Consider the following 20,497-nt stretch of genomic DNA (forward strand, 5'->3'; position numbering starts at 1 on the left):
GGACACACTCGCATGGCAACCCAGCGTTATTCCGTTACCCCCCACCCGATTGAAACTCTGCTGACCTGGGTCAAGTCTGGTGAGATCGCAATTCCCGAAATTCAGCGCCCCTTCGTGTGGGAGGCAACGCGAGTTCGTAATCTGCTGGACTCCCTGTATCAGGGTTATCCAGTGGGCTATCTGATTGCCTGGCGCAATCCGACCGTGAAGCTTAAGGACGGCACAGCCTCGGCAGGTAAGCGCATCCTGATCGACGGGCAGCAGCGGGTCACGGCGTTGATGGCTTCCTTGCTCGGCGTGGAGGTGTTGACCGAAGATTACGAAACCGTGCAGATCCGCATCGCCTTTAACCCTCAGACAGAAGGGTTTGAGGTGAGCAACCCGGCTATTCGCAAGGATGTGGCTTGGTTGCCCGATGTGGCCAAGGTTTTCGACCCCAAAACTAGCGTTTTCCAGCTGGTGACCGAGTATTGCAGTGCTAATCCCGGGTGTTCGCAGGATACGGTCTTCAAGGTGATCGAGCGGCTGCGTGGGATTGTGCATAACCACGTTGGCATCATTGAGCTGGCGGAAGATCTGGATATTGAAACCGTCACGGAAATCTTCATTCGCGTGAACTCCGCCGGTGCCCAACTCTCGCAGGCAGACTTTGCCATGTCGAAGATCGCGGTAAACGAGACTTATGGCGGCAATGTGCTGCGCAAGGCCATCGATTACTTCTGCCATCTGGCGGTGGCGCCGGACTTCAAGTCCAAGATCGAGAAAGGTGACGCGGCCTTCGTCGGCTCGGAGTTCTACGGCAAGATGAAGTGGATCTGCGATGTGAATGACGACATCTACGATCCCACCTACACCGATATGCTGCGTGTGGCCTTCACCTCGGAATTTGGGCGAGGCAAGCTGCAGGATCTGGTGGCGCTGCTCTCCGGCCGCAATTTCGAGTCGAAGCAGTTCGAAGAGGCAATTGCCGAGCAGTCCTTCGCCAAGTTGAAAGACGGCATCCACGCCTTCATCAACGAAACACACTTCAAGCGCATCACCATGATCCTGCGCTCGGCCGGTTTCATCACCAGCGACATGATCAGCAGCCAAAACGCGGTGAACTTCGCCTACATCCTGTACCTTCGGGGGCGTAAGGAAGGCGTGCCGGCCGCAGAGCTGGAGCAACTGGTTCGACGCTGGTTCGCCATGTCGGTACTGCGAGGGCGTTACAGCGGCTCCCCCGAATCGCAGTTCGATTTTGACATTCGCCAGATCGAAAGCCGGGGAGTAAAGGCTGTGGTGGAGACTGTGATAGCAGCCGAATTGCCAGAGAGCTTCTGGACCGGCATGCTGCCTCAGTTCATGGCCACGTCGTCAATCAAGAGCCCCTATTTCCTTTGCTACAAGGCTGCGCAGGGCAAACTTGGAGACAAGGGTTTCCTTTCAACCAACATCACCGTGACGGATCTGCTGCTCAATCGCTCGGATATTCACCACGTCTATCCACGTCAGTACCTAAAGGGTTTGGGTTTCAGCGCCAGTACCTACAACCAAATCGCCAACTATGTGGTGGCACAAAGCGAAATCAATATCGCTATCAGCGCCACGGCACCGGGTGTCTACTTTGCTGCCTTGGCAGAGCAGTGCAAGGGCGGTGTGCTGAAGTACGGTGGTATCAGCGACGAGCAAACCATGCGCGAGAATCTGCGCATGAATTGCATCCCTGAATCCATGCTTGACGGTGAAATCAAGGACTTTAGCGATTTCCTCGAAGAACGCCGCAAGCTCATGGCCTTGAAAGTTAAGGCTTGGTTTGAGGTGCTGTGATGAACGAAGCCGAAACCCGCGCCGAACATATCGACCCCGCACTGGCCGCCTCGGGCTGGGGCGTCATTGAAGGCAGCAGGATTCGGCGCGAGTATCCGATCACCCTCGGCCGGTTGGAGGGGGGCGGAAAGCGTGGCAAACCGCTGACTGCGGACTATGTGCTGGAATATCGCAACACTAAGCTCGCTGTCGTCGAGGCTAAGGCCTGGGCCAAGCCTCTGACCGAAGGCGTTGGCCAGGCTAAGGATTACGCCGGCAAGCTCGCACTCCGCTTCACTTACGCGAGCAATGGCCAGGGCATCTACGGTATCGACATGCACACCGGCCACGAGGGCGAGCTGCCTGCCTTCCCCTCACCAGAGGCCCTATGGCAAGCCACCTTCGCTGTCGAGAATGCCTGGCGCAACCGCTTTGCCGCCGTACCCTTCGAGGATAAAGGCGGGTACTGGCAGGGGCGCTACTATCAGGATATTGCTATCGAACGGGTGCTGGCTGCGCTGGCGGACGGGCAGGACCGGATTCTCCTGACCCTGGCTACCGGCACCGGCAAAACCTTCATCGCCTTCCAGCTAGCCTGGAAGCTATTTCAAAGCCGCTGGAATATCACTGATTGGAAATCCAACATTGAGCCAACGCGGCGCCCACGCATTCTTTTCCTGGCTGACCGCAACATCTTGGCCGATCAGGCCTACAACGCTTTTTCAGCATTTCCGGAAGATGCTTTGGTGCGCATTTCACCGGACGACATCAAAAAGAAGGGCAAGGTACCTAAGAACGGCAGCATCTTCTTCACCATCTTCCAGACTTTCATGAGCGGCCCTCCCAAGGATGGTCACCCGTCGCCCTACTTCGGCGAATATCCGCAGGATTTTTTTGATTTCATCGTCATCGACGAATGCCACCGGGGCGGTGCGAACGATGAAAGCAACTGGCGCGGCATCCTGGAATACTTCGCTCCCGCCGTACAGTTGGGGTTGACCGCCACACCAAAGCGCAAGGACAACGCCGATACCTACGCTTACTTTGGCGAGCCAGTATTCATCTACTCCTTGAAAGACGGTATCAACGACGGTTTTTTGACGCCTTTCCGCCTCAAGCAGATCGCCACTACGCTGGATGAGTACGTCTATACCCCTGACGACAAACTGGTGGAAGGTGAGATCGAGGCCGGCAAACGCTATGAAGAAGCCGACTTCAATCGGATCATCGAGATCAAGGAACGGGAGAAGAAGCGGGTCGATATCTTCATGCAGTCCATCGACCAGAAGGAAAAGACGATCGTGTTCTGTGCCACGCAGGAACACGCCCTGGCGGTGCGAGATCTGATCAATCAAGCTAAGCAAAGCAGTGATCCGAACTATTGCCAGCGCGTCACAGCGGAGGATGGAGTGCTGGGCGAGCAGTGGCTTCGCGACTTTCAGGATAACGAGAAGACAATTCCGACCATCCTGACGACCTCGCAGAAACTCTCAACCGGGGTCGATGCCCGTAACGTACGCAATATCGTGCTGATGCGACCGGTGAATTCGATGATCGAGTTCAAGCAGATCATCGGCCGCGGCACCAGGCTCTACGACGGCAAGGACTACTTCACCATCTACGATTTTGTGAAAGCACATCACCACTTTAGTGATCCAGAGTGGGATGGTGAGCCGGTAGAGCTTGAGGCCTGCAAGAAATGTGGCAATACGCCCTGCACTTGCGAAAAGAGGCCGCCTCAACTGTGTCCTGCCTGTGGAAATCAGCCCTGCTCATGCCCGAAGGAGCCGTGCCCGAAATGTGGCAATCGGCCATGCACCTGCAAGAAGAAGGCAAAGGTAAAGCTCGCGGACGGTAAGGAACGGCAAATTCAGTTCATGACCGCGACCAGTTTCTGGCACCCGGATGGCACACCCATGTCTGCCGCACAGTTCATGGAGGCCCTATTCGGCAAGCTGCCAGAGTTTTTCAAGGATGAGGACGAACTGCGGACGATCTGGAGCGCACCAGATACGCGCCGCAAGTTGCTTGATGGGCTCGCCGAAAAGGGGTTCGGCAAAGATCAGCTAGCCGAGATGCAAAAGATCATCGAGGCCGACAAATCAGACCTATTCGATGTGCTGGCCTTTGTCGCCTATGCGGACACACCGCTAACCCGCGAGGAGCGTGCAGAACGAGCGAAGGTTGTAATCAGCCAAGAGTTTGGCGACAAGCAGCGAGCCTTCCTGACCTTTGTGCTTGCTCATTACGTCAGTGCGGGTGTGGATGAACTGGATGAAACTAAGCTCGGGCCGCTGTTGAAGCTGAAGTACAACAATGCGATCGCCGATGCGTTTGCTGACCTTGGCGCGCCTGACGTTGTGCGGAAAGCCTTTGTTGGCTTTCAACGGTATTTGTACTTCGATGCTCCCCAAAACTAGGGCATAGGAGTGGAAATGGCCGATACTGCTGACAAGAACTTTACCCCTTACGATTCAGACGAGTTCATTGAGCAAGAATCTTGGGAACTGCGCTCTAGTACAGGAGCGCTTGATTCAGTACGTTCAATCGTCGCCTGGTCTGACATCTGCGGGATCGGGAATGCCTTAGAAAAAAGTGCCTGGAGTCTGGAAGAGCTTTCAAAACAAGGGGTCTTTAAAGCCTTGGGGCTTGCATACAAGTATCTCGGAAATCCGTTCATCATTGGAGTTCCACCGCAGCCTTCAGAAAGGGTGCTTGTAATCAATGACGGAATCGCCCGCACCGTCGATTTAATTGATGCGCGACTTATCCTTGTGCCCCAGTTCTTGTTCTATGTTCGTGATCTGCTCATGCATCACTTCATGCTTGAGCGGCAACTCGTGCGGATAGGGCTTGGACTACGCACCGTATTGGCTGGAGGGGAACGCTGCCAGTACTCACTTCCAAAAAAGACGGGAGAATCGTTTCTTTTTTATACCAATCAGCCATCGGAGTATGGGAAAAAGCTGATCGACCAGCAATTCGTTTACAACCCTTCAGAGTTTCAGATGAATACAGCTTTTGCGCTGGCCTATTCTCTCGAAGCAAAAGGTACTGCAGATGGTTTGATCCCGAATCGCTTATATATCGAGCAGAGATGGCTTGAAGTGATTGCAGGGCTACTTCCAGGCTTTATCAGGATCGAAAACTGTTCAATTACCTTCATGTTTAACGGGCAGCCAGGAATTACCATCAACGCTGACCGCTGTTGGGAAGTCAATGTCCGAGGGCTCATGACAAAGGTTTTCCGTGTGAAGGAGTTCACCGTCCATCGCGAGTTTGAAGGTGAAACTACTCACTTTCCAATGGCCGAACATGATCTGCCGCTTAGAGCGAACTAGACTTGGTTTGATTGGGAATTACCCAGCTCTGACCAGATATCGACCAGACAACAAAAAAGCCAACCGGTCTCGGTTGGCTTTTTCTTTTGCAGATCAACGACCTGCCGGAATTCGATGTGGAGCGGGCGATGGGAATCGAACCCACGGCTCTAGCTTGGGAAGCTAGGGTATTACCATTATACGACGCCCGCTCGGGCGTGAAGGCGGCATTCTATGCGGGAACCGGCGGCGCGGCAAGCCGCTTCGTGCTGCACTCCGCTCAGGCCAGGCGGGCGTAGTGGCCGGCGTGGAAAAGCAGCGGTGCCGGCTTGCTGTTTTCGCTGAAGTGTTCGACGCGACCGATGAAGACGGTGTGGTCGCCAGCGAGGTGGGCGGTATCGTTGGCGACTTCGAACACCGCACAGCAGCCGGGCAGCACCGGCGCGCCGCCGGCACCGGGATGCCATTCGAGCCCGGCAAAGCGGTCGGCCGGCCAGGTGGCGAAGCGGTTGGACAGTTCTTCCTGCTCGGCCCCGAGAATATTGATCGCATGATGGCTGGCGCGCGAGAAGGCGGCGAGATTGTGCGAACGGTTGTCGAGGCACCACAGCACCAGCGCCGGATCGAGCGAGACGGCACTGAAGGAGTTGATGGTCAGGCCGACCGGGTGGCCGTCCGGATCGATGGCCGTGACAATGGCGACGCCAGTGGCAAAACGGCCCAGGGCATTGCGGAAGGCGCGGCTGTCGAACGTACTGGCAGGCATCGGCTATTGATCCAGATCAAAAGGTCGTATTATCCGCGCTCCCGCGCACCACGTCGAGGCAAAATTTGTACACTGCAGCATTTACCCGGCATCTGATCGACTGGCAAAAGCAGTCGGGCCGCCACGACCTGCCCTGGCAAAACACCCGCGATGCCTACCGCGTCTGGCTCTCGGAAATCATGCTGCAGCAGACCCAGGTGACGACGGTGATCCCCTACTACCAGCGTTTTCTTGCCCGCTTTCCCGACGTCGCAGCGCTGGCGGCGGCACCGGCCGACGACGTACTCGCCCACTGGGCCGGCCTCGGTTACTACGCCCGCGCCCGCAACCTGCACCGCTGCGCGCAGGCGATTGTCACGGTCCACGGTGGGAAATTCCCGAATTCCCCGGCTCTGCTCGCCGAACTGCCGGGCATCGGCCGCTCGACCGCCGCCGCGATTGCCGCCTTTGCCTACGGCACCCGGGCAGCGATTCTCGACGGCAACGTCAAGCGGGTGCTATGTCGGCAATTCGCCATTGAAGGCTTCCCCGGCAGCGCAGCGGTCGAACGGCAACTCTGGGCGCTGGCCGAGAGCCTGCTCCCGGAATGCGACATCGAAGCCTACACCCAGGGTTTGATGGACCTTGGCGCCACCTGCTGCACCCGCAGCAAACCGGACTGCACTGCCTGCCCGGTTGCCGCCGATTGCCGAGCCCGGCAGCAGCAGCGGCAGCACGAACTGCCCTGGCCCAAGCCGCGCGCTGCCCAGCCCGAACGCAGCGCCTTCTTCCTGCTGATCGACGACGGCCAGCAACTATTGCTGGAAAGACGGCCGCCCAGCGGCCTCTGGGGCGGCCTGCTGGTGCCGCCGGAAGGCGATCCGGCGGCGGTGCTCGCGGGACTGGGCTTGCAGGCCGAGGAATGCCGCAATCTGCCGGCGATCCGCCATGTGTTCACCCATTTCAAGCTACAGCTGACGCCGGTCTGGTGCCGGGTCCGGCCCACCCCGGGCGTCGCCGAGGACAGCCGGGTCTGGATCGCGCATCGGGCACTGGCAAACGCCGGCGTACCGACTCCGTTCCGCAAACTGTTTGCCGAACGCTACGGCCAGCCGGCTGCCGATACGCCGGACTGAGCGGCGGCGATTGCTTCGGCGCGGCAAAGCGCCGGAGCAAAATCACCGGCGGCCTGGCTATTGCCCGGGAACGACCTGACGCAGCCGGGAAAACGGGCATTCAAACTGGCCGCGCAAAAACCGGGCGCCACCCCGCACGCCAAACCATGCTGCACGGTAGAGCGTGTCGGGTTGCCGTCATCTGCGGCCGCGCCCGCCGGCAACCGGTGGCTTATTCGGCGCCCGCAGCCTTTTCGGCGGTTTTGCGCTCGCTGGCCTCGATCTTGGCGGCCACCCGGGCTGCGTGGTCGGCCTGCTTTTTAGCCAGCCGCTCGGCCTCGGCAGCCCGGCGCCGCGCCCCTTCTTCAGCCTTGCGCTCCTTGTCGGCCAGCTTGGCGGTCCGCTCGGCCGCCGCCTGCTCACGCTCGGCGGCAATCTGCTGCGCGCGCTCCTCGTGCTCGCTGCTGCGCTGCGGCTCGCTGGCGGCGCGCTCGCGATCCTTCTCGGCCAATTGCTCGCGCTTGACCTCGCGCTCAATGCTCCGCCCTTCGTTTTCCAGCCTTCGCGCCTCGCGGGTGGCCACGACATGCGCCTTGTGCGCCTGATCGCGGCAACGGTTGACCAGGAATTTATCGTAGCAGGCACGGTCGGCCTCGCTGAATTCGGCGTTGGCCGCCGCTTGCCTGGCCTTGGCTTCGGCGATCAGGGCATCCGCCCGTTCAAGGCGGGCCTGCCAGTCGGCAGCCTGTGCCGTCTCGGCCGCCAACACGGTCGACCCGGCAAAAACGGCAAAAAGCGGCAGCAGGAAAATGGCGCGAATGGTCTTCATGCGCGGGGATTTTAGCAGCGCCTCGCTATAATCGGCCGCCCGCCTTTGCCTTCCTCCTCTTCGCCGCCATGATTGCCCTCCGTAATGTCACCTTTGCCCGCGCCGGGCGCCCGCTTGCCATCGACGCTTCGTTGCAGATCCACGACAGCTGGAAAGTCGGCGTGGTCGGCGCCAACGGCTGCGGAAAATCCAGCCTGTTTGCGCTGCTGGCCGGCGAACTGCACGCCGAAGCCGGCGATGTCGAAATTCCGGCGCGCTGGCAGATCGCCCGCGTGGCACAGGAAACCCCGGCGCTCCCGACCCCGGCGCTGGAATTCGTGCTCGATGGCGATGCCGAGCTGCGCCGCGTGGAGCGCGAACTGGCGGCCGCCGAAGCCGCTGGCGACGGCGAGGCCATCGGCCACCTGCACGCGCGCTATGACGAAATCGGCGGTTATTCGGCCAAGGCGCGTGCCGCCGAGGTGCTGCACGGCCTGGGCTTTTCCGACGCCGATTTCGCCCGCCCGGTCGCCGACTTCTCGGGCGGCTGGCGGGTCCGTCTCAACCTGGCGCGCGCCCTGTCGTGCCGTGCCGACCTGCTGCTGCTCGACGAACCGACCAACCACCTCGATCTCGACGCCGTACTGTGGCTGGAAAACTGGCTCAAGGCGACGCCGGCAACGCTGCTGCTGATTTCGCACGACCGCGACTTTCTCGACGCGGTGGTCGGCCAGATCATCGCCATCGACCAGCAACGCCTGACCCTGACCTCGGGTGGTTATTCCGACTACGAGCGCGCCAAGGCGGCGCGGCTGGCCACCCAGCAGGCGGCCTACGAGGCGCAACAACGCGAAATCGCCCACCTCTCGCGCTTCGTCGAGCGCTTCAAGGCCAAGGCGACCAAGGCGCGCCAGGCGCAAAGCCGGGTCAAGATGCTCGAACGGATGGAAATCGTCGCTGCCGCGCACGTCGATTCGCCTTTCCACTTCAGCTTCCGCGACCCGGAAAGCCTGCCCGACCCGCTGCTGGTGGTGGAAAAAGCGGCTGCCGGCTATGTCGACCGTAAAATCATCAACAACGTCACGCTGACCCTGCGCCCCGGCGCCCGCATCGGCCTGCTCGGCCGCAACGGTGCCGGCAAATCGACGCTGATCAAGCTGCTCGCTGGTGCCGTGCCGCAGCAAGGCGGCGAACGCAAGGAAGCCAAGGCACTCAAGCTCGGTTACTTCGCCCAGCACCAGCTGGAACAGTTGCGCGAGGAAGAATCGCCGCTGTGGCACGTGCAAAAGCTGGAACCGCTGACCCCGGAGCAGGAATTGCGCGATTACCTCGGCGGCTTCGATTTCCGTGGCGAGATGGCGACGCGCCCGGTCGGGCCATTTTCCGGCGGCGAAAAGTCGCGGCTGGCGCTGGCGCTGCTGATCCGCACCCGCCCCAACCTGCTGCTGCTTGATGAGCCGACCAACCACCTCGACCTCGAAATGCGCGAAGCGCTGACCTTCGCGCTGCAGGATTACGAAGGCGCGGTGGTCTTCGTCTCGCACGACCGCCACCTGCTGCGCACCTGCGCCGACGAACTGCTGCTGGTCGCCGACGGCGTGGTTCAGCCTTTCGACGGTGACCTCGACGACTACTCGGCCTGGCTCGCCGCGCAGCGCGTTGCCGACAAGGAAAAAGCCGTTTCGCCCACGTCGACCGTGGACAAGCAGGAACGCCAGCAACAGCGTGCCGAAGCCAAGGCCAGCCGCCAGGCCCTGCTCGCCGAGCGACGCAAGATCAGCAAGGAAATCGAGAAGCTCGACAAACAGCTGGCCAAACTGCAGGGCGAAAAGGGCGAGCTGGACGCAAAATTTGCCGCGCCTGACTTCTACGCCACGGTCGACCGGGCCCAGAGCGAGGAAATGCACAAGCGCGCCGCCGACCTCGGCGAGCAAATCGACGAAATCGAACTGCAGTGGCTGGAGCTGCACGAAGCGCTCGACGCGCTACCGCAGCCCGACTGAACCGGCTGCCGCTCAGGCGGCGGCCAGCCGTTCCCAGCCGGCCCGGCCGCGCCCGGACGAGCGCCCTCCCCGGTTGGCGCAATGACCGGCACCGGAGTCGAGATAGTTGCGCAAACGGGCCACATCGGGGATATGAATGTGGCGCCCGGCCACCTCGATCACCCCGTACTCGGACAGTTGGCGCAGCAAGCGTGAAAAATGTTCCTGGGTCAGGCTCAGGCGCGAGGCAAGCACCGCTTTCGGCAAGGCCAGATCGACTACCGCCGAGCCGCTCTCGACCTTCTCGTCGAGTTGGCGGATCAGGAAAGCTGCGATCCGCTCGGCCCCCGAGAGCAGCGAGGTCGCCTCGATGTCGAGCAGCAAGCCGTGCAGTTTTTCGGCGATTCGCATCATCAACTGGTAGGCGAATCCGCGATGCGCCTCCAGGCATTCCAGCAGGGCCGCCTGCGGCAAAAAGATCAGGTGAGTGTCGAGCAGCGCCTCGGCATGCACCGGGTAGGCCTGCCCCAAAGACATGCAGGCCTCACCCACCCCCTCGCCCGGGGTGACGATGCCAACCACTTTTTCAATACCCTGCGGCGAGCAAAAGGCCAGCTTGAGTTGGCCGGAAACCACCACATGCACGCCCCGACAGGCTTCACCCTGCTCAAACACCATCCGCCCCCGCTCCACCCGCTGCACGCGGGCACTCGCCACCAGCCGGGCAAAGGAGGCCGCGTCGAGCGCCCGATAAGGTTCAATGCCGCACAGAAATTCGGCCGGATCGATCACTGCTTTCTTGTTCATCTTGCTGCTCCTGGCAATGGCCGTAGCCCATAGCGGGAGCATTTCTCCACAGAACCCGGGAGATTTTTTGACCTTGATCAAAAGCGTTCGAATGACGTGCGGGAACTACAACCGAATAACTAAAGCGCCCCCTACCAACTGGGGCATGGCCGGCAATGGCGACTCAGCCCGACGGCGCAGACAATTCGGCCGAGAAGGGGCTGAAATCCCGACTGGCGCAACCTCCCCGGTTCAGGCCTGGGCAAACTGTTTCACGTGAAACCAAGCGGCGAGCACTATCGGGTAAAATTCCCCCTTTTTCGCCGTCTCAGGGAGTTGACCGTGCAAATCGTCTGTCTTGACCTCGAAGGGGTACTCGTCCCCGAAATCTGGATCGAATTTTCCAAGCGCACGGGCATTCCCGAATTGATGCGTACCACCCGCGACGAGCCGGACTACGACAAGCTGATGAATTTCCGCTTGAACCTGCTGCGCGAACACAAGCTGGGCCTGCCCGACATTCAGAAGGTGATCGGCGAAATGGGCCCGATGGAAGGCGCCCGCGCTTTCCTGGACCAGTTGCGCGAGGATTATCAGGTGATCATCCTTTCCGACACCTTCTACGAATTCGCCCACCCGCTGATGCGCCAGCTCGGCTGGCCGACGCTGTTCTGCCATTCGCTCGAAGCCGACGCCAGCGGCATGCTGGTCAACTACCACCTGCGCATGCCCAACCAGAAGCAGGAAGCGGTCAAGCGCTTCAAGGAACTGAACTTCACCATCGTTGCCGCCGGTGACTCCTACAACGACACGGCAATGCTCGGCGAAGCCCACGGCGGCATCCTCTTCCACCCGCCCGAAAACGTCATCCGCGAATTCCCGCAATTCCCGGTCACCCGCAACTACGACGAACTGCGCGCCGAAATCGACAAGGCGTTTGCGCGAGTTGCCTAATTGCCCGGAAGCCAGAGGCTGCACCAATCAGCCTCTGGTTTGCTACCGGCCCCCACTGGATCCATGATCCTCGATCCTGTTAGCTAAAAAAATGCATCGCGACCGTTTCTATACCCTGTCTGCCTCCTGCCCCGACCAAGTCGGGATCATCGCCCGTGTTTCCGGTTTCATTGCCGAACATGGTGGCTGGATTCTCGAGTCGAGCTTCCATGCCGATGATCTGACCGGGCGCTATTTCATGCGCATCGAAATCAAGGCCGACTCCCTGCCCTTCCTGCTTGCCGAGTTTCGCGAACGCTTCAAGCTCGAAGTCGGCGAGCCGCTGCAAATGGACTGGCGGATTACCGACAGCGCAGTCAAGAAACGTGTCGTGGTGATGGTTTCCAAGCAGGAACACTGCCTCTACGACCTGCTCGCGCGCTGGCAATCCAAGGAACTCGACATCGAGATTCCTTGCGTCATTTCCAACCACGACACCTTCAAGGGTTTCGTCGAATGGCACGGCATCCCCTTCATCCAGGTGCCGGTGAACAAGGACAACAAGGCCGCCGCCTACGCCGAAATCCAGCGCATCTTTGAAGACGTGCGCGGCGACACCATGGTTCTCGCCCGCTACATGCAGATCCTGTCGCCCGAACTGTGCGATGCGCTGGCCGGCAAGATTCTCAACATCCACCACAGCTTCCTGCCCAGCTTCGTCGGCGCCAAGCCTTACCACCAGGCCTACGAGCGCGGCGTCAAGCTGATCGGCGCGACCTGCCACTACGTCACCAGCGAACTCGACCAGGGCCCGATCATCGAACAGGACGTGATCCGCATCGACCACTCCGATGCCCCGGAAGACATGGTCCGCTACGGCAAGGACATCGAGAAGACCGTGCTCGCCCGTGGCCTGCGCTACCACCTGGAAGACCGGGTGCTGACGCACGGCAACAAGACCATCGTCTTCCGTTAAGCGAGCACCCGATGCTGCTCAAGGCCACCGATTCGCTGCTGCTGATCGTCGATATCCAGGAAAAGCTGGCGCCGGCGATTCACGATGCGGCTGCGGCAGTGGCCAACAACCGGCGGCTGCTCGCCGCCGCGGCCCGGCTCAAGGTGCCAGTGGTGGTCACCGAGCAGTATGTGCGCGGCCTCGGCCCCACCGTGGCCGAATTGCAGCCCTGGCTGCAGGATTCCACGGTCGACCTCGAGAAAATCGAAAAAATCCATTTCGGCGCCTGCGGCGAACCCGGCTTTGTCACCGGCCTGCAGGCCCGGGAGCGCCGCCAGATCGTGCTGACCGGCATGGAAACCCATGTCTGCGTGCTGCAAACCGCGCTCGGCCTGCTCGCCGCCGGCTTCTCGGTCGCGCTGGTCGCTGATGCCGCCTCGTCGCGGACGCCGGAAAACAAGGCCGCCGCCATCGCCCGCCTGCAAGCCGCAGGTGCCCAGATCGTGACCACCGAAATGGTCATCTTCGAGTGGCTGGAACGCGCCGGCAGCGACGACTTCCGCGCCCTGCTGCCGCTGATCCGGTAAATCCTGCGCTGCTCAGTTGAGCAGGTGTTCGGCGAGAATGCCGGAGGTCCGGCGCAAACGCTTGGACAGCAAACGGGCCAGGTTGTGCATGAAATGGTAGGCCACCGCCGGGGCCTCAAGCGCCATCCGGTCCAGCGCATCGCCGCCGAGCGACAGTAGCTGGCAATCGCTCTCGGCAACACAGCTGGCCGACCGCAATTCCCGATCGAGCAAAGCCATGTCGCCGACCATCCGGCCTCGGCCCTCGTAAGACAGCAAGTATTGCCCGCTCTCTCCGCCCTTGTAGATACCCATCTTGCCTTCAAGCAGGATCAGCATATTGCTGCCCGGGTCGCCTTCGCGAAAAATGGTGTCACCACGCGGCACCTCCTGGTAGGCGAGATAACCCGCCACCACCTCAAGTTCGCGATAGGCAAAATCGCGAAACAGGTCGAGCCCGTCAATCATGTCGGCAATATTCTGGCCCATGCATCCCTCCGGCTATTTCTTTAGTAATAGCCAGGTATTCTAAGCGATCTCCCCCGGCGCCGGAGTTGCGCACCGCCAGGCGAAAGACTGCTGCAAGGTCAGTCAGGATAGGCAACCGGCAGCGGCGCGGACAAGGGCAGGCGATGGGTTATCGGCGGTAGCGGTGGCCGCCAGTCGTGGATCAGGAATGCCCCGGGTTCCAGTTGGAAAGCCAGCGCATCCGGCGCGGCTTCCGGCTGCCAGGCAATCTGGTGCGCAATCGATGGCGCCACCACCGCCGGACGGCCGGCAAACAAGGTGGATACGCTGCGGTGTGCGTGGCCGCAAAGTACCGCCGCAACCTCAGGATGCCGTGCCAGCCAGCACGCCAGCAATTCGCCACCGGCACAGGAAATCGCGTCCAGAGCCGGCAACCCCAGCGTAAACGGCGGATGATGCAGGGCCAGCAAAGCTGGCCGGCCATCACTGACCGACTCCAGCCAGTTGCAGTGGGCTGCGGTCACCTCACCTGCGGTTTGTCCCGACACGCTGCTGTCGAGCAGCAAAATCCGGCCTGCCGCAAGGTCGACCGTGGCACAGGCAAGGACACCAGCAGACCAGGTCTGCTGCGGAAAGAAACGGCGCAGTTGAACTCGGTCGTCGTGATTCCCCGGCAGTACCGCACAAGGCCAGGGCAAGGCCGCCAGCGCCTGGCACAGCCGCTGATAGGCCGCCGGGTCCCCCTGACTGGCCAGGTCACCGGTCAGCAACACCAGGTCAAGCGCGATGCCGCGCCGCTGCAAATCGCGCAGCGCGGCCAAGGCTGCGACAAAAGCCGCCTCCGTGTCGATCGCTCCATACAAGGGGCGAGCGTCGCCGGTGAGATGCAGGTCGGAAAGCTGGGCAATGCGCATGGAAGGAAAGCATGCACCGCAGCCCGCACCAGCGCAAGACAATAAAAAAGGACGCCCGCAGGCGTCCTTGAAGGGAGAGAGGAAAATCCTCGATCTCAGAGGAGAAATGGCTCAGTGGTGGTAGGCGCTTTCGCCGTGCGAGGTGAGGTCGAGACCTTCGCGTTCCTCGTCTTCGGCAACCCGCAGACCGATCACCATGTCGACCAGCTTGTAGGCGACGAAGGAAACCACGCCGGACCAGATCACGACGGTACCGACACCCCACAGCTGGGCGATGACCTGAGCGACCATGTCGTAGTCGCCGACCTTGTTGGCAACGTAGTCATAGACACCGGTACCGCCAAGGGCCGGATCAGCAAAGACGCCGGTCAGGATGGCACCGAGGATGCCGCCAACGCCATGCACGCCGAAGACGTCGAGCGAGTCATCGATACCGAGCAGACGCTTCAGGCCATGCACGCCCCACAGGCAGACCACACCGGCCAGCAGGCCGATCACGATCGAGCCCATGATGCCGACAAAACCGGCAGCCGGGGTGATCGCCACCAGGCCGGCCACCGCACCGGAAGCCACGCCCAGCATCGAGGGCTTGCCCTTGAGAATCCACTCGGCAAACATCCAGGACAGCGCGGCACAAGCCGTGGCCAGCCAGGTGTTGACCATTGCCAGGGCAGCGGCACCGGACGCTTCGAGGGCGGAACCGGCGTTGAAACCGAACCAGCCGAACCACAGCAGGGAAGCACCGATCATCGTGAAGGTCAGCGAGTGCGGCGCCATCGAGACGTTGCCCAGACCGGTACGACGACCGACCAGCGCAGCACCGATCAGACCGGCGATGGCGGCGTTGATATGCACGACCGTACCACCAGCGAAATCAAGTGCGCCCTTCTGGAACAGGAAACCAGCTGTCTTGCCCGCAGCTTCGGCAGCGGCAGCGTCGGTGTAGGCATCGGGACCGGCCCAGTACCAGACCATGTGCGCCATCGGGATGTAAGAAAGCGTGAACCAGATCACCATGAACACCAGGATCGCGGAGAACTTGGCGCGCTCGGCGAAAGCACCGACGATCAGGCCGCAGGTAATCGCCGCAAAGGCGCCCTGGAAGATCACGAAGGCCAGCTCGGAGATCACCACCCCCTTGGAGAAGGTCGCACCGACCGATTCCGGGGTAATGCCCTTGAGGAACATCTTGTCGAGCGTACCGAAGAATTCGTTACCTTCGGTGAAGGCTGCCGAGTAGCCGTATACCACCCAGAGGACGGTAATCAGCGAGAACACGGTGAACACCTGCATCAGCACCGAAAGCATGTTCTTGGAGCGGACCAGACCGCCGTAGAACAGGGCCAGGCCGGGAATCGACATCAGGATCACCAGCGCGGCGCTGATCATCACCCAGGCGTTGTCGGCCTTGTTGGCCACCGGGGCCGGGGCGGCCGCATCAGCGGCAGCCGGGGCCGCAGCGGCGGCAGGCGCGGCGTCGGCCGCTGCGGGCGCAGCAGCAACCGCTACGGCAGTGACCGCCGGGGCGGCCTTTTCTTCCGCCCAGGCCGGAGCGCCGAAGGCGACCGCGCCGAGCAGGGCAAGCATGGCAAATACGCGTTTCATGATTTGCTCCTCAAAGGGCATCGGTGCCGGTTTCGCCGGTGCGGATGCGGATCGTCTGTTCCAGGTCGAATACAAAAATCTTGCCGTCACCGATCTTGCCGGTGGATGCGGACTTTTCGATGGCTTCGATCACCTGATCGAGTTGTTCGCTGCGCACGGCAGCTTCGATCTTGACCTTGGGCAGGAAATCGACGACGTATTCGGCACCCCGATAAAGCTCGGTGTGGCCCTTTTGCCGGCCGAAACCCTTGACCTCGGTCACCGTGATGCCCTGCACACCGATGGCGGACAGCGCCTCGCGCACTTCGTCAAGCTTGAACGGCTTGATAATGGCAGTAACGAATTTCATGATGCTTGGTTCCTCGAAAGGGTAGAAATCTGGTGCTTGCGTTCCCGTCGGCGCCGGCCGAACGCCGACGGGAAACTGGCAGCGGATTGCTTAGAAGTTCTTCAGGAAGGACACGGAAACAACGCCCTTGCCCACATCCTTGCCGTCCCAGCGATAAGCCTGGCCGACACCACCCTTGGCGTTGGTATCGGTATAGCTGACGCCGACGATGCCGAAGCCGAAGTCCTTGGTCACGCCCAGCTTCCAGTCGGTGTAGGAAGCCGGCAGGCCGGTTTCGACGGTGTTCTTGATGTTCTGACGGCCGAGGTGGGCGATCACGTTCACCGTCTCGTTAACCGGGTAGGTCACGGTCAGGTCGATGTAGCCCGAGCCCTCGCTCTTGTTGTTGGCGCCGGTACCGCCCCAACCGAAGATGTTCTGGGAAACGACATGGTTGTACTTCAGGCTGACGATGTTCCAGGTCGCACCGACGTAGATTTCGGAGGTGTTGGCAGTCACGTTGGGAGCGCCGCCAACGGTGGCGCGGAAATCACCCGGGTAGAAATAGCGGATGAAGCCGACGTCGTAGCCGACATCGCCGACGGTGCCCTTGTAGCCACCATAGACGTCAACTTCAACGTGGTTGTTCTTCTGGTAGGTCCAGTCCGGACGGTCGGTCCAGTTGACCTGGGAAGCCCACAGACCGGCATACAGGCCGCTGGCGTGTGCGTAATCGACACCGCCTTGCAGCGCCGGGCGATGCTGGCTCTGGCTGATACCGCGGAAGATGTAGTCGGACACGACACCAACGTTGGCGGTAAAGGTATGCGGACCAGCGGCCTCTTCGGCAACGACCGGGGCCGCGAAGGCTGCAGCAAGCGACAGGGCAATCAGGGAATACTTCATGAACCTCTCCTAAATTGATTTGGAAAAATTTTGTGCAAGGCCTACTTAGCACGAGCCATGCCAGGCCTTGTTCTTGACAAAAATCAATGAATTTTAAGTCGCCAGCCGAAGTTATGCATAAAGAATGCACCATGGCGGTGCCTCGAACCGGTGCATCGCACCAGCGCCGAGCAAGCAGAGGTCGCCAGGGCCTGTGCTAAACTCGGCGGCGAACGGAGGACACCATGCTCGACCCCAAGATTTTTGAAGATTTCGGCGCCCGGATGAGCGCCCTGCTCGCCACCGGCCCGGCCGCCGACCTGGAAAAGAACGCCAAGGCCCTGATGAGCGGTTTTTTTGACAAGCTCGATCTGGTCACCCGCGAAGAATTCGACGTTCAGGCACAGGTTCTGGCCCGCACCCGGCAAAAGCTGAAAGAACTCGAAGCCCGCGTCGAGGCGCTGGAAAAGGCCCGCGACCAGGCCTGAGCGCGCTCCCGGAACCCCGGCCATGGCCCTCGCCATCGCGCACAGTCGCGGACTCGACGGCCTGAATGCGCCGCCGGTCCGGGTTGAGGTTCATCTGGCCAGCGGCTTGCCGGCCTTTGCGCTGGTCGGCCTGCCCGATACCGAAGTCAAGGAAGCCCGCGACCGGGTCCGTGCGGCGATCGTCAATTCCGGATTTGAATTCCCGCAAAAGCGGATTACCGCCAACCTGGCCCCAGCCGATTTACCCAAGGAATCCGGTCGCTTCGACCTGCCGATCGCGCTGGGCATCCTCGCGGCCAGCGGGCAGATTCCGGCCAAGGCTCTGGCCGACTACGAATTTGCCGGTGAATTGTCGCTGTCGGGCGAATTGCGCCCGATACGCGGGGCGCTGGCGATGGCCCTGCAGGCCGGCGACTCGGGCAAGACCTTCATCCTGCCCGCCGCCAGCGCCTGCGAAGCGGGCCTGACGCAGACCGCGCCGGTACTCGCTGCATCCAGCCTGCTTGCCGTCTGCGCCCATCTCTGCGGGCGCGAAAGCTTGTCGGCAGCGGCCAGCGCCACGGTCGACCACGAAATTTCCGGTTTTTCCCCGAACACGCCCGATCTGCTCGACGTGCGCGGGCAAACCCAGGCCAGACGCGCGCTCGAAATCGCCGCCGCCGGCCAGCACTCGCTGCTGTTTTCCGGCCCGCCCGGCTCGGGCAAGTCGATGCTTGCCGCCCGCCTGCCCGGCCTGCTGCCACCGCTTGACCTGGCCGCCGCCCGCGAGTCGGCCGCCGTGCTCTCCTTGAGCGGCCAATTCAGGCCCGAGCAATTCGGCCAGCGCCCTTACCGGCAGCCACATCACACCGCTTCGGCAATTGCCCTGGTCGGCGGCGGCAATCCGCCGCGCCCCGGCGAAATCAGCCTGGCGCACCAAGGCATCCTGTTTCTTGATGAATTGCCGGAGTTCGACCGCAAGGTGCTCGAAACCCTGCGCGAACCGCTAGAAACCGGGCGCGTGCATATCGCCCGCGCCGCCCGCCACGCCGAATATCCGGCCCGCTTTCAACTGCTGGCGGCGATGAATCCATGCCCCTGCGGCTATCACGGCCATCCCGGCCGCGCCTGCCGGTGCACGCCGGACCAGATCAGCCGCTACCGCGCCCGGCTCTCCGGACCCTTCCTCGACCGCATCGACCTGCTGGTTGAGGTCCCGGCGCTCTTGCCCGAGGAACTGGCCAGCCGCGCTCCCGGCGAAAGCTCGGCCGAAGTCAGGCCGCGTGTTGCCGCCGCCCAGGCCCGCCAATGGCAGCGCCAGGGCAAAAGCAATGCGCAACTCGCCGGGCAGGAAGTCGATACCCATTGCACGCCGGACGCCGCCGGCCAGCAACTGCTGCAGCAGGCGGCAAGCCGCCTCGACCTCTCGGCCCGCGCCTGGCACCGCGTACTGCGGGTCGCCCGCACCATCGCCGACCTCGCCGCCAGCGACACGGTCAGCAGCCAGCATATTGGCGAAGCGATCCAGCTGCGGCGCCTGGCGCATGCCTGAGCAGTCCGGCCAGCGCCGGGGCCTCGCCTGGCTGCTCGCCGCGCTGTCGGCACTCGGGCCGTTTTCCATCGACGCCTACCTGCCCTCCTTCGCCGCCATCGGCCACAGCCTCGACGCCAGCCCGCTGCAGGTGCAGCAAACCCTCTCCGTCTACCTCTTCGCCTTTGCCGCCATGAGCTTGTGGCACGGCGCGCTGGCCGACCGCTACGGCCGCCGGCGGGTCATCCTCGCGGCCTTGCTGCTGTTTGCGCTGGCCTCGCTTGGCTGCCTGCTCGCCACCAGCATCGGCCAGCTGTGGTTCTGGCGCGCCTGGCAAGGCGTCACCGCCGGCGCCGGCATCGTCGTCAGCCGGGCCATTGTCCGCGACCTGTTCGACGACGCCGATGCGCAGCGGCTGATGGCAAGGATCACCATGATTTTCGCGCTGGCCCCGGCCATCGCCCCGCTGCTCGGCGGCTGGCTACAGGTCAACTTCGGCTGGCGGGCGGTTTTTGCCTTCCTCGCGCTGTCGACCGTGGCCTTGTGGCTGGCCTGCCTGAAATGGCTGCCGGAATCCCTGCCGCCCGAAAAACGCCAGCCGCTGCACCCCACCTACCTCCTCGGCGCCTACCGCAAGGTGCTCAGCACCCCGGGCTTTCTCGCGGCCTGCGCTGCCTTGTCGCTGAATTTTGCCGGCTTTTTTATCTACGTACTGTCGGCCCCGGTCTTCGTCATGCAGCATCTGGGCCTGCCCGAAACCGCCTTCCTCTGGCTCTTTGCCCCGGCCATGCTCGGCCTGCTCGCCGGCTCGGCACTCTCCGGCCAGTTGGCCGGTCGCCGCAGCGCGGCCTACTGCCTGCGGCTGGGCTATGCCTTGATGGCCCTCGCTGCCACGGTCAACCTGCTCTACCACCATGTTTTCCCGCCGACCCTGCCCTGGAGCATCCTCCCCATCGGCCTCTACACCAGCGGAATGGCACTGGCCATGCCCAGCCTCACCCTCGCCGCGCTCGACCTCTTTCCCCGCCAACGCGGCCTCGCCGCCTCCTGCCAGACCTTCCTGCAATCCAGCTTCAACGGCCTGTGCGCAGCGCTGATCGCCCCGGCGCTCTGGTCCTCAGCACGTCACCTGAGCTTGGGCATGGCAGGATTACTGCTACTCGGCGCCCTCGCCAGCCAGCGGCAATGGCGAGGACGAGCCGCTGCTTGAGTGCTGGGGCAGGTGATATTCCGCCCACTCGAAAAACACGCCCCAGCAAAGCCGGATTACAGCAAAGCGGTAGCCTGTGGCATGCAGATCA

Annotated in this window: 19 protein-coding genes and 1 tRNA gene; 11 read left to right on the forward strand and 9 right to left on the reverse strand. The window is 61.9% G+C overall.

Annotation, left to right across the window (positions count from 1 at the left end; translation table 11 throughout):
- Window positions 1-12 precede the first annotated feature (12 nt).
- From VX159_RS16140 to VX159_RS16150, 3 genes are read left to right on the forward strand one after another with little or no spacing between them, the layout of a single operon-like run.
- Window positions 13-1,809 carry a DUF262 domain-containing protein gene (locus tag VX159_RS16140; protein ID WP_371323896.1) on the forward strand — a complete coding sequence of 599 codons (1,797 nt, stop codon included), beginning with the start codon at window positions 13-15 and terminating at the stop codon, window positions 1,807-1,809.
- The gene (gene hsdR, locus VX159_RS16145; protein ID WP_371323897.1) at window positions 1,809-4,208 is read left to right on the forward strand and encodes an EcoAI/FtnUII family type I restriction enzme subunit R; all 2,400 of its coding nucleotides are present in this window, start codon (window positions 1,809-1,811) and stop codon (window positions 4,206-4,208) included. Before VX159_RS16140 ends, hsdR begins: the two co-directional genes overlap by 1 nt.
- Before the next feature lie 15 nt (window positions 4,209-4,223).
- Window positions 4,224-5,129: a hypothetical protein gene (locus VX159_RS16150; RefSeq protein WP_371323898.1), complete on the forward strand. Its 906-nt coding sequence runs from the start codon at window positions 4,224-4,226 to the stop codon at window positions 5,127-5,129.
- A gap of 117 nt (window positions 5,130-5,246) precedes the next feature.
- Here the strand turns inward: VX159_RS16150 and VX159_RS16155 are convergent.
- Window positions 5,247-5,320: transfer RNA gene (locus VX159_RS16155), tRNA-Gly, on the reverse strand.
- 68 nt (window positions 5,321-5,388) lie between these two features.
- On the reverse strand, window positions 5,389-5,874 hold the full coding sequence (locus VX159_RS16160; RefSeq protein ID WP_371323899.1) for a flavin reductase family protein: 486 nt from the start codon (window positions 5,872-5,874) through the stop codon (window positions 5,389-5,391).
- Between the two features lie 65 nt (window positions 5,875-5,939).
- Here VX159_RS16160 and mutY point away from each other — a divergent pair, with 65 nt between their 5' ends.
- The gene (mutY, locus tag VX159_RS16165; RefSeq protein WP_371323900.1) at window positions 5,940-6,989 is read left to right on the forward strand and encodes an A/G-specific adenine glycosylase; all 1,050 of its coding nucleotides are present in this window, start codon (window positions 5,940-5,942) and stop codon (window positions 6,987-6,989) included.
- A gap of 211 nt (window positions 6,990-7,200) precedes the next feature.
- Here mutY and VX159_RS16170 read toward each other — a convergent pair whose 3' ends face one another.
- The gene (locus tag VX159_RS16170) at window positions 7,201-7,797 is read right to left on the reverse strand and encodes a hypothetical protein (RefSeq protein WP_371323901.1); all 597 of its coding nucleotides are present in this window, start codon (window positions 7,795-7,797) and stop codon (window positions 7,201-7,203) included.
- Window positions 7,798-7,865: 68 nt separating this feature from the next.
- Here VX159_RS16170 and VX159_RS16175 point away from each other — a divergent pair, with 68 nt between their 5' ends.
- On the forward strand, window positions 7,866-9,779 hold the full coding sequence (locus VX159_RS16175; protein WP_371323902.1) for an ATP-binding cassette domain-containing protein: 1,914 nt from the start codon (window positions 7,866-7,868) through the stop codon (window positions 9,777-9,779).
- 12 nt (window positions 9,780-9,791) lie between these two features.
- Here VX159_RS16175 and VX159_RS16180 read toward each other — a convergent pair whose 3' ends face one another.
- The gene (locus VX159_RS16180; protein ID WP_371323903.1) at window positions 9,792-10,565 is read right to left on the reverse strand and encodes a Crp/Fnr family transcriptional regulator; all 774 of its coding nucleotides are present in this window, start codon (window positions 10,563-10,565) and stop codon (window positions 9,792-9,794) included.
- 321 nt (window positions 10,566-10,886) lie between these two features.
- Between VX159_RS16180 and thrH the strand changes: the two genes are divergently transcribed.
- The 3 genes from thrH to VX159_RS16195 all read left to right on the forward strand — a co-directional run bounded on the left by thrH (window position 10,887) and on the right by VX159_RS16195 (window position 13,019).
- Complete coding sequence (gene thrH / locus VX159_RS16185) at window positions 10,887-11,498, forward strand: bifunctional phosphoserine phosphatase/homoserine phosphotransferase ThrH (protein WP_371323904.1); 612 nt, start codon at window positions 10,887-10,889, stop codon at window positions 11,496-11,498.
- A 91-nt stretch (window positions 11,499-11,589) separates the two neighbouring features.
- Window positions 11,590-12,453, forward strand: a complete 864-nt coding sequence (gene purU, locus VX159_RS16190; protein ID WP_371323905.1) for a formyltetrahydrofolate deformylase — start codon at window positions 11,590-11,592, stop codon at window positions 12,451-12,453.
- Between the two features lie 11 nt (window positions 12,454-12,464).
- Window positions 12,465-13,019, forward strand: coding sequence for an isochorismatase family protein (locus VX159_RS16195; RefSeq protein WP_371323906.1), 555 nt, complete (start codon window positions 12,465-12,467; stop codon window positions 13,017-13,019).
- 12 nt (window positions 13,020-13,031) lie between these two features.
- Here the strand turns inward: VX159_RS16195 and VX159_RS16200 are convergent, their stop codons facing one another.
- The 5 genes from VX159_RS16200 to VX159_RS16220 all read right to left on the reverse strand — a co-directional run bounded on the left by VX159_RS16200 (window position 13,032) and on the right by VX159_RS16220 (window position 17,219).
- Entirely contained in the window at window positions 13,032-13,487 is a 456-nt protein-coding gene (locus VX159_RS16200) for a Crp/Fnr family transcriptional regulator (RefSeq protein ID WP_371323907.1), read from the reverse strand.
- 98 nt (window positions 13,488-13,585) lie between these two features.
- Complete coding sequence (locus VX159_RS16205) at window positions 13,586-14,380, reverse strand: phosphodiesterase (protein ID WP_371323908.1); 795 nt, start codon at window positions 14,378-14,380, stop codon at window positions 13,586-13,588.
- 111 nt (window positions 14,381-14,491) lie between these two features.
- Entirely contained in the window at window positions 14,492-15,985 is a 1,494-nt protein-coding gene (locus VX159_RS16210) for an ammonium transporter (RefSeq protein WP_371323909.1), read from the reverse strand.
- A gap of 10 nt (window positions 15,986-15,995) precedes the next feature.
- Window positions 15,996-16,334 (reverse strand): P-II family nitrogen regulator, encoded by a 339-nt coding sequence (gene glnK / locus VX159_RS16215; RefSeq protein ID WP_371323910.1) that lies wholly within the window; start codon window positions 16,332-16,334, stop codon window positions 15,996-15,998.
- 90 nt (window positions 16,335-16,424) lie between these two features.
- Window positions 16,425-17,219: a TorF family putative porin gene (locus VX159_RS16220; protein WP_371323911.1), complete on the reverse strand. Its 795-nt coding sequence runs from the start codon at window positions 17,217-17,219 to the stop codon at window positions 16,425-16,427.
- A 224-nt stretch (window positions 17,220-17,443) separates the two neighbouring features.
- On the opposite strand from VX159_RS16220, the gene VX159_RS16225 reads away from it, so the two are divergent.
- Genes VX159_RS16225 through VX159_RS16235 form a run of 3 tightly spaced genes read left to right on the forward strand, consistent with a single transcriptional unit; the run spans window position 17,444 to window position 20,406 of the window.
- Window positions 17,444-17,686 (forward strand): accessory factor UbiK family protein, encoded by a 243-nt coding sequence (locus VX159_RS16225; RefSeq protein WP_371323912.1) that lies wholly within the window; start codon window positions 17,444-17,446, stop codon window positions 17,684-17,686.
- 22 nt (window positions 17,687-17,708) lie between these two features.
- The gene (locus VX159_RS16230) at window positions 17,709-19,217 is read left to right on the forward strand and encodes a YifB family Mg chelatase-like AAA ATPase (protein ID WP_371323913.1); all 1,509 of its coding nucleotides are present in this window, start codon (window positions 17,709-17,711) and stop codon (window positions 19,215-19,217) included.
- Window positions 19,210-20,406, forward strand: a complete 1,197-nt coding sequence (locus tag VX159_RS16235) for a multidrug effflux MFS transporter (protein WP_371323914.1) — start codon at window positions 19,210-19,212, stop codon at window positions 20,404-20,406. Before VX159_RS16230 ends, VX159_RS16235 begins: the two co-directional genes overlap by 8 nt.
- Window positions 20,407-20,497: the final 91 nt, after the last annotated feature.

This window comes from Dechloromonas sp. ZY10 (assembly GCF_041378895.1).
Lineage (GTDB): Bacteria > Pseudomonadota > Gammaproteobacteria > Burkholderiales > Rhodocyclaceae > Azonexus > Azonexus aquae.